At 67.5% G+C, this 14,425-nt stretch carries 8 protein-coding genes and 1 pseudogene; 6 read left to right on the top strand and 3 right to left on the bottom strand.

Going from position 1 to position 14,425, the window contains the following annotated elements:
- Positions 1-545: ATP-binding protein (locus tag IPK71_17050; GenBank protein ID MBK8215450.1), on the bottom strand; the 545-nt coding region annotated here is incomplete at its 3' end.
- Between the two features lie 1,525 nt (positions 546-2,070).
- Positions 2,071-2,367 (bottom strand): hypothetical protein, encoded by a 297-nt coding sequence (locus IPK71_17045; GenBank protein ID MBK8215449.1) that lies wholly within the window; start codon positions 2,365-2,367, stop codon positions 2,071-2,073.
- A 3,822-nt stretch (positions 2,368-6,189) separates the two neighbouring features.
- Here IPK71_17045 and IPK71_17040 point away from each other — a divergent pair.
- Together IPK71_17040 and IPK71_17035 are read left to right on the top strand one after the other, a co-directional pair.
- Positions 6,190-6,546 carry an IPT/TIG domain-containing protein gene (locus IPK71_17040; GenBank protein MBK8215448.1) on the top strand — a complete coding sequence of 119 codons (357 nt, stop codon included), beginning with the start codon at positions 6,190-6,192 and terminating at the stop codon, positions 6,544-6,546.
- Positions 6,547-6,827: 281 nt separating this feature from the next.
- Entirely contained in the window at positions 6,828-7,181 is a 354-nt protein-coding gene (locus tag IPK71_17035; GenBank protein MBK8215447.1) for a hypothetical protein, read from the top strand.
- 354 nt (positions 7,182-7,535) lie between these two features.
- On the opposite strand, the pseudogene IPK71_17030 reads toward IPK71_17035, so the two are convergent.
- Positions 7,536-8,922 (bottom strand): annotated as a pseudogene (locus tag IPK71_17030) (TldD/PmbA family protein).
- A 222-nt stretch (positions 8,923-9,144) separates the two neighbouring features.
- Here IPK71_17030 and IPK71_17025 point away from each other — a divergent pair.
- The 4 genes from IPK71_17025 to IPK71_17010 all read left to right on the top strand — a co-directional run bounded on the left by IPK71_17025 (position 9,145) and on the right by IPK71_17010 (position 14,140).
- Positions 9,145-9,840, top strand: coding sequence for a hypothetical protein (locus tag IPK71_17025; GenBank protein ID MBK8215446.1), 696 nt, complete (start codon positions 9,145-9,147; stop codon positions 9,838-9,840).
- Positions 9,792-10,886 carry a hypothetical protein gene (locus IPK71_17020; GenBank protein ID MBK8215445.1) on the top strand — a complete coding sequence of 365 codons (1,095 nt, stop codon included), beginning with the start codon at positions 9,792-9,794 and terminating at the stop codon, positions 10,884-10,886. Before IPK71_17025 ends, IPK71_17020 begins: the two co-directional genes overlap by 49 nt.
- Before the next feature lie 53 nt (positions 10,887-10,939).
- The gene (locus IPK71_17015) at positions 10,940-12,994 is read left to right on the top strand and encodes a hypothetical protein (protein ID MBK8215444.1); all 2,055 of its coding nucleotides are present in this window, start codon (positions 10,940-10,942) and stop codon (positions 12,992-12,994) included.
- A 234-nt stretch (positions 12,995-13,228) separates the two neighbouring features.
- Positions 13,229-14,140 carry a hypothetical protein gene (locus tag IPK71_17010; GenBank protein MBK8215443.1) on the top strand — a complete coding sequence of 304 codons (912 nt, stop codon included), beginning with the start codon at positions 13,229-13,231 and terminating at the stop codon, positions 14,138-14,140.
- Positions 14,141-14,425: the final 285 nt, after the last annotated feature.

Below are 14,425 nucleotides of genomic sequence, written 5' to 3'. Positions count from 1 at the left end.
CGACGTCTCCTGAGGCCTCGATGACGGTTCCAGGCTCGCGAGCAGGGTAAGCGGCCCGCCACTTGCTGGAGCTCCAGTTTGACTTCGATTCTTTCCTGCGTCTTGCGGCGCGAGGGCCCGGTGAGCGCGATCTCGTGAGCGCCGGGAGCACACGATCGTAAGATGGCGTCCGTCGACGGTGGGGTCGGCCAGGTACGCGTGCCATCGGTCGGGTCCGATCTGGTCCCGTGAAGACGGTCGCGCGAAGGCCGTAGCGGTCTTCGGGAGGATCGTGAGTAGATCCCTGCGCGCCTCCTCGGTAAGGGGTGCCTGAGCGCGCAGTCGTCGAGCACGAGGACGTCCGCCTTGCGATCCGAGAGACAGGACGCGGTGGTAGTGCCAGTCCGCGCGATGCGGAGCTCGTCGAAGAGCCGCGCCACGCGTCGATACAGACCGCGGAAGCCTTTGCGGCACGCCTTCACGGGCGAGGGCGCATGCGAGGTAGTCGCCTTGCCCGTCCCGGTGGTTCCCGTGACGATCGCCGTCTGCTTGGCACTCAACGACATGTCGCGAGCCGGCGCACCTGGTACGCTTGTCGAGCTGACGCTCACAGGCGGAGATTCCCCTGATGCACGCGTCGGTGATCCGGAGCCGGCGTCGCGGAGATTTTTTCGCGGCCGTGAGCAGCTATGAGCGAGCATCTCGGCTTGACGAGGAGGCGAAGGACATTGTCGAAGGCCATCGCGAGGGTGCCGGAGACTTGTTCGGTCGAGCCGGGCGGAGGCGAGCACGCCCAACCATGCGGGTGAAGTTTCTAGAGTTTGTTCTCTCAGCATGTCTTCCCTGTTTCTCTCAGTGGTAGTCGGCGCCGCGGAGTTTTCGTGGACTGGACCGGTCGCGGCGGGGGCGCTGGTAAGGGCTGCGTCGAGGTTGTGTTTGACCGTCAGCACGGAGCGGCGCTTCGCCCCCACGTAGAGCGCCTCACGGCGTAGGCGAGTCGCTCGTTCCCGCACTTTTTCGCGAGCCGAAACAGTCCGGAGGAACGAGCCGGTAGCCCAGCCCGGGTGATGACGCCCTCCGAGGATGGCTTCCGCGAGGGTGGTGTGAGGGCCGATCCCATCGGCCCAGTCGAGGATGCGCGAGGGGGTCCACCTGGCCTTGCAGCACGGTGGTTGCTCGGCATGTGCTCGGTCGTGGTCGTGAAGCTTCCGGTGTTGTAGTTCGCAAGTGCGCGGCAACGCGCTCGCGCCCGTGGAAGACTCCCCGATCGCGCTTGGCGTCGCCTCAGCTGTGGGTTCGACGTCGCCATGACGCAGGCCGTGCGGGACCGAGTGAAAGTAAGCCGTCGAACGCGACGTGGTAGTCGACGTTGAGGCCAACCTTCCTTCCACGTCTGCGTCTCGAACCCTGCTGGGGAGCGGCCCGAGGGGCAGGCTTGCTGAGGCGCTTCGAGCTTTGGTGGCGGCTCGCCTTGTGGCGTCTTCATCGTCCGCGTGTTGAGTTCCGAAACGAGCTCACGCAGGCGGCGCGTTGAGCTCGCCAAGGCTCGAGCAAACCTCTCGTCCTGGATGCGCGCGAGCAACCACCGCTCGGCAAACCGGACGCTGACCTCCGATCTTCGTCCTTGGTTGCGCGACTTCGGCCGCGCCGGCAAAACCGTGGTGCTGTGCGGCGCGGTCTCGGCGGCGTCGCACCCCAGGTCGTAGCGGCACGCCTTCACCACGGCGCTTTGAGTTGATCGGGCACGTTATCGCGCGCGGCACACCGCTGAAGAACGTGAGCGCCCGCGCAACGCCTGCGACGAAGCCGGGCACCTGTTGAGTCCGCGTCGCCCGGCGTACGTGAAGGTTTCGCCCCGAGAACGGAGACGAACAGCTCGACCTCGACGACCTCTCCGTCTCGGTCCACGAATCGCGGACGCATCCCGGCGTAGTCGACTCAACGACTGTCGCCCGGCGACGTGCGTGCACCTGCTGCATCACGGTGTGGAGCGCCGTTTGCCACGCCTCGGTAGCGACCGCAGAACGCGCGTGTACTGTAGCCCGCGTCCGGCTGGGCCGCCAGGTAACGGCGCGTGCAGGAGCGCGAGCGTCACCCCGGTCGCCGCAGCGCTCGACGTGCAACGCCGCGCAGTCGGGCCCAGGACGCATGCACGACGGCCGAGCGGGCCATCGATGGCACGTCTACGAGATCCTCGTCCGCGATCCGAAGCTTCGCCTCTGCAAGCCGCTGCAGCCCGGTGACGTGCGCGGCGTCATCCGGGTGCACAATCGTCGCCGACGCGACGAGGTTTGCAACGGGTTGAGGTCGAACCGCGACGGCCTGGTGCCCGATCTCGAGGATGCGGGTCGTCGTCCCACTGCCGTTCCACGGGTCCAATACGGTCAACGACGCACCCTCCCGAGTTTGCGGAGACGCCTCGCGTGAACTCCTCGGTGTACCCCGCGAGTACGGATACCAGCTCTGATTCCGCGATCTGCGATGGGTTTCGTTTGGCGTCCAACGGCAAACAAGTGCCGACTCCTCGCAGCTTCTGCGAGAGTCGCGCTCCCATTCCGGCGGCGGTTCGTCATGGCGTGCCCGTCTGTCGCGCGGCGGAGAGCGCTCATGAGCCCAAGCGCCACCGACGTTCCCGCCATGGCTCGACCTGCACGTGCAACGCCTTCGCCGACCTGGGGCTCGTCCGCACTTGCGCCCCGCCAGCGCTCTTTAGCTCGTTTCGACGCACCGGCATACGTGGTCGGTCCCCAGAGCCTTCATCGATGTGGCGTTCACGTCCCGGACGAGGTCGATTTGATGCATTTTCCTCTTGACCCTACCAATTCCGCCCCCAAACCCGGCTAGTTAGTGCCCGACCCCACGCCCCTGCACTACGTTGCGACTTGAAGTCGTTCCCGGCCAACTCGCCGGTTGATGTGCAGCAGCTCGTGTAGTTGCATCGCGCACCCCGTCGTACCCGACCGGGTCGCGGTCAAGAGGCGCATCCCTTTACTCAACCGCGCGCGCCAGGCTCCGGTCACCTTCAAGGCCTCGTTCGACCCTTAGAGACCACCATCGCCGCAGCACCAAGCCTCGCGCACCTTCGAGACCACCGTCGCAAAGATCCAAGCGTCGTTCGACGCTTCCGGAGCGCCCGGAACCGCAGTCCCTAGGGTCGTTCGACCCTTCGGGATGACCCTGAGGGCACCCCCAAGGGTCGTTCGACCCTTCGCGCGCATCGCTGCGCGCTCCCACAAGGGTCGTTCGAGCCTTCGAGCGGGCCCGCCCGCCGCTTCCGGTGCTCAGCGGACCAGATACCTTCGCCGTTACTTCGTCTTCTTCGCGGCGCGGGTGCGCGCGCCCTTCCCATAGAAGTCAAGAGCCCCGCGATCGACTTTCGAGCTTCGGGTTCACGGGGCGTTCGCCTTGGCGATGCCATAGGCCGGCACCGTGACGCTCTTCACGAATGCCGCTGACGCGAGGCGGTCGTCCGACACGGAGGTGAGGAGCGCCTCAAGATCGGCGGCGAGCGGCTCGAATGACGCGAGGCGCGCGAGCGCAGCCTCGCAGGCGCGGTCTCGAGCGTGTGCGGATCCTGGCCGCCGTCGCGGTCCGCGAGCGAGACGAACAGCTCCGGGTGTGCGTCCACCGTGTCCAGAATGGTCGCAAGCGCACTGGTTTCGTCCTCGCGAAGGCGGCCCGGCGACACCGACGTTCCTCCGCCGTCAACCTGGCCAGGCCTACCACCGCGAGCGCGCTTTTCACGAGCCCCAGCGCCCGACGCGCCTCGGAAACCGCTTCCTCGACCCCACCCCGCTCCGTGGTCTTCTTCGTCCTCGCCATGATTAAACCTCCCACCTTTCGGATGGTACCGGGCACCGTCGTGAACCGTCAAGCACCAGTTCTGAGCGCGACGCTGATGATGCTGCCTCCTCGAAGAAATCGCCCCGGCATGCCTTGACCCGACGGCAACGCAGGGTATGGATAGGTCTCGCATAAGGGGGAGGGTTCGACGTCGCTAGGGGCGGTCGAAGGGGCGCATCCAGATCGAACGACCGCAGAGTGTTGGCGGGTCGGCAGCACCGAACCGTCCCAGGCCATTAGGCACTCCCTACGCTGACATGTCGCAACTACAGTCGTCTCGTACTCGAAAGGCACGTCGACCATGGCATTCATCAACCCAGGACCGATGACTCTGTGTCTTGGAGCCCAGCAGGAGCAACCAAGACCCGGACCGAATCAAGCCTGGTGCACGTCGCGACCGCGGACGACACCGAAACCACGCTACTGAGCGTCACGCCGCCAAACAACGCACTTACTCGTTTCGCGCTACCGTACTCGGGCGTTACGGAACGCGAACGTACACAGCAGATCTCCGGGCCATACAATCAAGTGTCAGGCACTTGACGACAATAGAGGCACCGTGGGCCTGGAATGAGTTTCGAAGCGTCTTCCCGCAAACCGTTGCGGCGCGGTTCGACCGAGTCGGGTCCGCGGTACTCCTTAAGGTCACGGGTGAAGACGGCGTTGACGTCGACTGGTCGGCAAGCGTCAACGTGCACATCTTGTCAAACACTCCGCTCAATTCCAATATTGGAATCGACCCGGCAACGCTGAGCCTAACGGGCTACTGGCTCAACTACTCCGGAGGCACCTGGACGGGGACTGCAAGCGCCGGCGCGAGCGGAGGGCGGACCTTGGTCGCTGGCACGGTTCCCTCTGTCGGGCCAAACTTCGGCACTCATCCGTCCGCGGCCTTCAACGGGACCACCCAATACCTAGACAGTGCCCTCGACGCCGACGACTTTCTCTCGGCGACGGCCTACACCATGGAGGTCGTGTGCGACATCGGGGGGACTGCTCGGCTCTGGCGCGATCCACGACGAGGCGCTAATCTTCGGCGGAACCTCGCAAATATACATATCCGTCTCAACATCCGGCGTCCAAGCGGGGCACTTCAACTCTGTGAGCGGGACCTGGCAACTCCGAGAGTGGCGCTACCTGCCCTTGGAACCAAAACCAGCATTCAGGTACGGTTCGGGCGGCGGCACTATCGGCATTCGCGTAAACGGAGGCCCATGGGCAGAGAACCCAACGGCCGATAGCTGCGACATCCCAGGCTATCGCCAGATGCGCACCGGAGTAAACTACGACTCCACCAAGTTCTTTGACGGGCGCGTAGCGCGCATCTTCTGCACAAACACCGCCTCAGCGACGCTACCCTTGACGGCACCTACGCACACGCGCAGAGCAACTTTGGTGTACCGTGAGTTTCCCCTTCCTTCAGGCTGGCAACGGCGGGGGCCATGGGTACAGCGCGTAATCAACGGGGAGGCCGACTGGTCGCACCGCGACGGCGCGACCATGTGCGTGCTCGACTCAAAGCGCATTCTTCTCATAGGGGGCTGGAATCCAGGCCAGTGGGCCACGGAAAGCACCAACGAGATATGGAAGAGCGACAACGGCGGGAAGACATGGGAACTACTACTAAGCCACAACCAAACCCCGCCAACGTCCGGAGCGGGCGCTCGATTTCGTCCAGTTCACACTCCAGCGGCTGTGGCCTGCGACGGATACTTCTACCTAATTGGAAGCGATGCCCAAACTCCTCATTCTGAGGTATGGCGCACGTCCCTAGCGGGCACGGGCGAGGTTTGGGAGCGGCGCACTGCGACGCTCCACGCTGACTGGGACGACAGGCACTTGGCATAGCCGGATCGCTGGACGGAGTTCTGTACGCCATGGGCGGAATGCTCGACGTCGAGACGCCGTCTTCGGCCCAGAACGACGTCTACGAGTCAGCAGACGGCGGTGCCACCTGGACAAAATGAACATCGCGGTTCCGTGGTCTCCGAGGGCAGGGGTGTACGGAATGCCGCTCATCGGAGACCGAATCTTTTTGGTGTCTGGGGGAGTCTACGCGGACGAATGCTTCGACGGCGTTTTCGCGTTTGACGGCGCGGCATGGTACACGATAAATGCCGATGGCACGTCGCCGATTCCATTCGGAAGCGGTGCGGGGCAAACCGCAGGCCGCTACTACCACTCTGTACTGCGGACTCCCGACGGACGAGTCTGGATTGTAGGGGGTTTGCACTGGACCCCGCGAACAACATCGGGCTCGGAAGTGTTTGGGGAATCGCGGCGTCAGATGACAACTGCGAAACATGGTTCCATTTCAATGATATCGCATGGGGAGCGGGGCTAGGGACCCACGCCGACGCACTAGCGGTGTTCGAGAACAGAATAGTCCGTGCGAGTGGAAATGCATTCGATCGCGCCACACTTACTATAAATCGAGAGGCAATTCCACCAAGTCCAACTATCGTATCGTGCGCTCCGTCGACAGGGCCGACCTCGACGGTCACAACGATCACGGGGACAGGCTTCGCTCAAGGAGTCCTCGGGGTCTACGTGTTTAACGGTGGTGGGCCAGTGGAAGCCGCGAACTTTGCCGTGGTGAGTGACACCGCGCTGGAAGTCGAGATGCCCACCTTTCCTGGTGCGGTCGTCTACTTCATGGTTTTTGGCCCGGGCGGTCAAGGATACGATAACTCTTTTCGTTCACCTACATTTGAGGCACCATGATCTCTCGTCCCATCCTCACTCTGCCTCACGTGGGCGGCGCCGGCCATCCTCTTCGTCGCGTGCTCCGCGACACTCCCTCTGCTCGACGAGAACGACGCTGGAAGCCGCGACGCGAGCGGGCCGGACGTGGTCTCGCCACCTCCCGACGCTGACGGCCCCATCCCCGCCGATGGAGGCACGGACGGAGAGCCGCGCGACGCCGCCCCGACGTCTCCCTCGCGTGCGCGCCCGGGCCGCTCATGCAAGACGGCAGCGTGGTGTTCGGCTGCGTTCCCACCTCCGTGAGCTTCTCGACCACGCTCGCGGAGCCGAGGGAGGGTGGGGCGTGCGCGCCTGGCACGACCCCCTTTCAGGAGAACGGCGTCGACTGTTGCATCACGGGCGCCGACGCATCGGTCGCGGACGTGCCGGTGCCCGTGACGTTCGACGTGGACAGCGGGGTGCTAGTATGGAACGGGCGGGTCTTCGCGGCCATGCCCGGTCCTGAGTACAAGGTCTTTCCTCCCACGAACACCGAAGAGACGTACGACGCCGCGGCCTCCGTCCTCGCTCGTGGCGGGCTTCGCTCGCGGCGTACGAACGCTTCTTCCGCGTCTATCGGGCCGCCGACGTGCCAGGCGGCGACTTCGACATGAGCACGTACACGCGTGTCACGCTCGACCTCGACGCCGGCACCTTTCGCCCTCCGCAGCGAACGGCGTCCGAACGCGATTTACACGATGACCTGCAGCCCAGGGCGCGGGTTCGCATGACGACCCCGAGGTGCCGTTGGGCGCACGCGACGCGGCTCGGGACTGAGGCCAGGGCAACGGGGGCCTCCCCTGGCCGCTCGGAGGCTTCGCGCGAGGGGTGACTCGGGCGTCGCGGGGGCGCGAAGCCGAGAACGGCCTTTGGGGAGGCCGCGGGCGCGCAGGCCGTTAGGCCGAGCACCCGCGGGTGGGGGGCACCCTGGCTCGCTCTCTCGTGCTCTCTCTCCTGCGCTCGCGCGCTTACTCTTCCTCGGCGCCGCCCGCGACGGTCATCTTGGCGACGCGGAACGTGGGCGACGCGGTGGACGTGCGGAGGTCGAGGTCGGAGCCGACGGCGTCGATCGTCTTCCAGAGCTCGTCGACGTTGAGCGAGATGGTGACCTCGGAGACCGGGTACGTGATCTCGCCGTCCTCGATCCAGAAGCCGGAGGCGCCGCGGGAGAAGTCGCCCGTGACGGCGTTGAAGCCGAAGCCCATCATGTCGGTCACGTAGAGGCCGCGCTTCGTGCCCTTGACGATGGACTCGGCCGAGTCTTTGCCGGGGGAGAGCACGAAGTTCGAGGTGGTCGCCGAGACGCCCGCCGAGCCGCCGCGCGACGCCGAGCCCGTGCTCTTGCGACCGAGCTTGCGCGCCGAGTAGCTGTCGCACAGGTACGTGCGGAGGATGCCGGCCTCGACGACGAGGTTCTTGCGGCTCGCGAGGCCTTCGCCGTCGAACGGGCGGGAGCCGGGGCCGCGCACGATGAGCGGATCGTCGACGATGGTGATCAGATCGCTCGCCACGCGCGAGCCTTCGCGGCCGACGAGGTAGCTCGATTTACGCCAGATCGAGCTGCCCATGACGCAGCCGGCGAGGAGGCCGAGGATGGAGCGCGCGGCGTCCGGGTCGAAGACGACGGGGACCTCGCACGTCTTCACGGTCTTGGCGCCGAGCTTGCGGAGGGTGCGGCGCGCGGCCTCTTTGCCGACGGACTCGGGGGTGTCGAGCTCGGCGAGGTGGCGCTTCGCGGTCCAGTGGTAGCCGCGGCGCTTCTTGCCGCCCTCGTCCTCGGCGAGAGGCACGACGCTGAGGCTCTGGTACGAGCCCTTGTAGGCTGCACGGAACCCGCTCGAGAGCACGATGGCGGACCCGCCGGCGACGCGGCTGAAGCTGCCACCTTCGCTGTTCGTGAGGCGGGGGTCGACCTCGAGCGCGGCCTTCTCGCCGCGCGTGGCGAAGTCGAGGGCGGTCTTCGCGTCGATCGAGCCACCCGCGGGATCGTAGAGGTCGAGGTCGGGGGCGGCCTTGGGATCGCAGAGCTCGCTCGGATCGGCGGGGCCGGCGAACTCGTCGCGCTGGCAGAGGTCGGCGAGCTCGAAGCGCGTCGGCCACGAAGCGGCGGAGACCCGCGTCGGAGAGATCGCTCGTGGAGGTGCTGGCAACGCGGCCGCCCTTGATGACCCGGAGCCCGGCCGAGCTCGTGCCGGCCTCTTCGACGAGCTCGGGCTTGCCGAGGCGCACACGGACCGAGAGCTCGGCCCCGCTGCGCACGATGCACTCGGCCACGTCGGCCCCGCCCTTCTTGGCGTCGGCGACGATTCGGTCTCCCAAGGCGAGCAGGTGGTCGAGCTCACGGTCGTTCGGCATGAGGCGGGAGCCTACCAAACTTTGGCCGGAAGAAAGGCCTCATCCACGCGCGAGGGGCTTTGACGAAAGCCGGAAGCCTTGAGAGCATCGTGCGATGCGACACGTTCATGCGCCCACCTGCGCGCTCGGAGCCGGCCTCGCGCTGTCGCTCGCCCTCACGGTGCCCTCGCGAACGGCGACGACCGCCCACGCACCATCGCCCCGAGCGAGATCAAAGAGGGCATGAAGGGCTACGGGCTCACCGTGTTCAAGGGCATGACGCCCGAGCGGTTCGACGTCGAGGTCGTGGGGGTGCTCCACAACTTCCGCCCGTCGCAGGAGCTCATCTTGGTGAAGACGCCGCACCCGCGGCTCAACGTCACGAAGAACGTGCGCGGCATGAGCGGGAGCCCGATCTACTTCGACGGCAGGCTCGCCGGCGCGTACGCGTACTCGTGGGCGATGTTCCAGACCGAGCCGGTCGCCGGGGTCACGCCGATCGCGCCCATGCTCGCCGAGCTCCGGAGGCCCATCCCGCCAGGGTTCTCGCCGCTCGACGGGCGCGCTCCTCTGGCGCTCGGCCAGAAGCGCGAGGCCCACGCCGAGGTCACGCGGCCCGAGCGCACACAGACCTCGTACGAGGGCACCCCCGGAGAGTACGACCTCGCCGCGCACACGAAGCAGATGCACGCGCGCTTCGCCCCCGATCCCGCGCGGCCCCTCGTGCCCGCGGCCACGCCCCTCATGATGGGCGGCGTGGGCGATCGCACGGCGGCCTACCTCCGCAAGGTGTTCGCCCCGCTCGGGCTCGAGCCGATGCAGGCGGGCGGCGGGCAAGCGCAGCCCTCGGCCGACGCAGGGAGCACTTCGTCGACGGAGGCTCGCTCGGCGTGGCGCTCGTGCGCGGCGACGTGTCGTTCATGGGGCTCGGCACGGTGACGCACGTCGAGGGCTCGAAGGCCACGGGCTTCGGGCACCCGATGATGGAGGCCGGCACGTGCGCGCTGCCCACGGCGCTGGCGAAGGTGCTCTGGATCTTCGCGAGCGATCAGCACTCGTCCAAGATCGGCGAGCTCGTGAAGCCGCTCGGCACGCTCGTGCAGGATCGTATGAGCTCGGTCGTGCTCGACGAGAAGATCGTGGCCCCGGTGTTCCCGCTCTCGGTCGAGGTGAAGGGCGCGGTGGGCGCGCCGAAGACGTCCTGGAAGACCGAGGTCTCTGCCGACAAATTCATGAGCCCGCAGCTCACGGCCGCCGTGTTCGGGGCGGTCATCGAGGCCACCGCGAACGAGCGTCGTGACGTCACCTGGAAGCTCACGTCCAAGGTGACGGTGCGCGGGCGCGGCACCTTCGACCTCGAGGACTTCGGCGTCGCGACCGGCGGCATGCCCGAAGGAGGCGACTTTACCCGCGTGATTCGCTTCGTCGGCGACGTGCTCAATAACCCGTGGGAGATCGCCCACATCGACAAAATCGAGAGCGTGCTCACCCTCGACTACTCGCGCGATCTCTACCGCCTGAAGGGCGCCGAGCTGCTCGACCCGCAGGTCGACGCGGGGGGCAAGGCGCGCATCCGCCTGAAGCTCCAGCCGCAGTACGGCGCCGAGGTGTCGCGTGTCGTCGAGGTGCCGCTGCGCGAGGGGCTCGAGGGCAAAGAGGTAGACCTCGAGATCCTGCCGGGGTACGCCGTCTCCCCCGAGGTGGCCGCACCTCAGAACCTCTCGGATCTGTTGGCGAATTCGCAGAAGCAGTACGTGACGCCCAAGGCGCTCGTCGTGCAGTACCGCGTGCGCCAGAACGGCGTCGCGTTCGCGGGCAAGGTCGCCCCGGAGCTTCCGTCGTTCGCGTTCGATCTCCTCCGCCCGCAGACGAGCGACGTCGGCCCCGAGGCCGTCGCGTCCTACGCGCGCACCATCGTCCCCATCGAGAAGTACGTCGACGGCAGCGAGCGTGTGCGTGTGCGTGTGCGGTCCGTCCTCCGTTGAGCTTCGCCGGGCGCGCCGCCCTCCCCTCTTCTCTCTCCCTGGTGCCCTCCCCCATGATGCCTCGCTTTCGCTCGTTCGTGCTCGCCTCCCTCGCGGCCTCTACCGCCGGTCTCGTCGCGCTCCCCGCGCACGCCGTCGGCACCCGCACCTTCGTGCTCGACTCGATCGAGCGCCTCTCGGGCGGGGATCTCAAGGGTGTCGCCGTCGGCTCGGACGGCGTGGTCCGCGCGGGGCTGACGCTCGGCAACGCGCCCCTCGGGAGCGACGTGCAGGCCAGCTTCGCGGCCCTCGCGCTGAAGGACGGGAGCGTGCTCGTCGGCACGAGCCCCCAGGGCAAGATCGTGCGCGTCGTGGGGGACGCCGCGCAGCCCTACGCCGACACGGGTGGCCTCGCGGTGACGGCCCTCGCCGAGCTCAAAGACGGCACGGTGATCGCGGCCACCATCCCCGACGGCAAGCTCTTCAAGGTCACGCAGGGCAAGGTCACGCCGTTCGCCACCTTGGACGACGTCGCCTACGTGTGGTCCCTCGCGGTGGACGCGCAAGGCACGGGCGTCTACGCGGCGACGGGCGGCAAAGAGGGCAAGGTGCTGCACGTACGGGCCGGGTCGTCCGAGGTGGTCTACAAGAGCGACGAGCCGCACCTCGTGTCGGTCGCGCTCGCCCCGAACGGAGACGTGTACGCGGGCTCGAGCGGCAAGGGCATCCTCTACAAAATCAAGGGGCCCGGGCGCGCCGAGGTCCTCTACGACTTCCCCGGCGAAGAGGTGAAGGCCGTGGCCGTGGCGAAGGACGGGACCGTCTTCGCCTGCGCGAACGAGTACGGCGAGCCACCCGAGCCGCCCAAGCGGAGCCCCGTCGCCGTCGGTCGGTCGCCGCAAGGGCCCACGACGAGCGCGAGGCCCAAGGCCGGCAAGGGTGTACTCTACAAGTTCGATCCGCAGGGCCGCCCCGAGAAGCTCATGGACCACAAGGAGCACCACTACACGGCGCTCTGGGTGGACGAGCGAGGGCTCCCGCACGTGGGCACGGGCGCCGAGGGGCGCGTGTACACGGTCGACGACACGCACGCCGTGACGCTCGAGGTCGACACCGACGAGCGCTCGGTGGGGGCGGTCATGATCGCGAACGGCAAGGGCTTCGTGGCGACGAGCGATCCGCCCGTGCTCCACCGCGTGCTCGGCCAGGGCGGCGGCGAGGCGGTGTGGACGAGCAAGGTCCTCGACACGACCCTGCGGGCACGCTTCGGGAAGCTCTCGTGGCGCGGCACGGGCCGCCTCGAGGTGTCGACGCGCACGGGCAACACGCAGACCCCGGATGGCACGTGGAGCGCGTGGAGCGCAGGCCAGACCCAGACCTTCGGCGTCTCGAGCCCGATGGGGCGCTACGTGCAAGTGCGCGCGCGCTTCGTCGACCCACGCGCCACCCTCACCGACGTCACCCTGCCCTTCGTGACCGAGAACGTGCGCCCCGTGGTGCTCGACGTGAGCGCGGGCCCCAAGAACGCGCCCGCCAAAGAGCCTCGCGACGGCATCGTGGCCTCGGGCGGCGAGATCCCGAAGCGCGACGCGACCGTGAAGATCTCGTGGAAGGTCGACAACCCCGACTCCGACGCGCTCCGCTACCGCGTCTCGTTCCGCAAGGAAGGCGCGAGCACGCTCTACGACGTGACCAAGCCCGACGAGACCTTCACCAAGACCGAGCTCGAGTGGGACACGCAGGCGATCCCCGAGGGCAAGTACCGGGTGCGCGTCGAGGCGAGCGACGAGATCTCGAACGGCCCTCGCGACGCGCAGAAGCACGCCAAAGAGAGCGACGCCTTCACCATCGACAACACCCCTCCGCAGATCGCCGATCTCCAGCTCGCGGGTCGTCGGCTCCGCCTGCGCGCTCGCGACACGGTGTCGAACGTCGTCCGGGTCGAGGTCGCGTACGACGGGCGCACCGAGTTCCGCCCCGTGAGCCCCCAAGACGGCATCTTCGACTCGTCCGACGAGGCCATCGACGAGGACATCGGTTCCCTCGTGCCGCCCGGCGCCCACGTCGTGACGGTGCGGGTCTACGACGCCGCCGGAAACGCCACGAGCCGCGAGGTCGACGCCAAGTAGAGGTGCGAGCAGGGCTCCTCGGGCCGGTTCGAGGGGCCTTCGCGCTCCTTTCTTGCGCCCCGGAGGCAGCTCGGGTAGCAGCCTTCGCCCGTCGTATCGCGACACCGAAGTCATGGGCCACGCCCGAGGCGTGCCCGCACCGCCCCGCAATAGCTAATAAATTCGGGCAGTTGAATGCCCGACCAGGCGCCCTTAGGCGCGGCATGGGGCGTGAATAAGAGAATCGCCGAAGCCATGGCCGACACTCCCGCCGCTCCACGCTCCCTGCCTCGAAGGCCCCGCTCGCCGGCCCTCGGGGGAGCGCTCGCGGTCCTCGCCATGCTCGGGCTGCCCCTGTCGGCGGTCGGTGGTTGCTCGATTTCGGCGTCGAACGACGCGCTGTCGGCCGACGGGAGCGCCCCCCCCGAGATTATCCCGACGGGCTCCGCGTCTCTCACGAGCGACGGAGGCGCGGGAGACGTCGACGCCAAAGAGCCTCTCCGCGGCAGCCCGCTCTGCCAAGCCACCAAGACCACCTGCTGGCCCGACGAGGGCGCCGTCTCCTGCGGGGGAGCGCCTGCCGCCGACGCCGGGGCCATCGACGGGGGGAACCTCGAGGTCGACTCCTGCCGCGTCACGTTGGGGGGTCCGTCGTGCACCCCCTCGGGCAAGGGCGCCCCGGGCGACATGTGCTCGAGCTCGTCCGACTGCGCCGCGGGGTCCGACTGCATCTTGCGCGCCGACGGCATGGGCCAGTGCCGAAAGTACTGCTGCGGGGGGACGTGCTCCAACGTGGGCTCGCCGAGCGGAGGCGCGACCTTCTGCGACGTGGTGCAGCTGAACGAAGAGGCGAGCGTCATCGTTCCGGTGTGCATGCCCGTGAAGGCCTGCAAGCTCCTCACGAGCGGGCAGTGCGAGCAGGGCGAGACGTGCGCCATCGCCGCCGACGACGGGACCACGAGCTGCGTCCGCGTGGGGCAGGCCAAGGCCGGCGAAGCGTGCGACGATACCCACTGCGGGGCGGGCCTCACGTGCGTGGGCAAGCCGGGCGCAAGGAAGTGTTTCCAGTTGTGTCGCGTGAGCGCGCCGTCGTGCACGGGCGACTTCGTCTGCAAGCCGAGCTCGCTCATCCGCGATACGGCCATCGGTCTCTGCCAGGGCCGCTGAGCACGAGAGCCGGCGACGAGATCGGGGCGCACGGGCGAGCCGGCCGTGCGACGTGAGACGTGATCCGGCCCGCGCGCCGGCCCTGTCGCCGTCCGTGATCCGTCCGGAGATCCCACCGACGTTGGCGCCAACCTACGGAAATGATTCAGAACCACCGGCAGCCGCAACGCAGCCGTGAGGTACGGCTCGGCCGCTCAGAACGTCAGCCCAGACGCGTAGTCGGCATCGACGTCCGAGCCCATGAACGCTCTCCGATCGAGATGGCCGGGGCCACCAGGAAAATCG

The organism is Myxococcales bacterium, from assembly GCA_016712525.1.
Taxonomy (GTDB): domain Bacteria; phylum Myxococcota_A; class Polyangia; order Polyangiales; family Polyangiaceae; genus JAAFHV01.
This window is presented reverse-complemented; position numbering and strand designations above follow the sequence as displayed.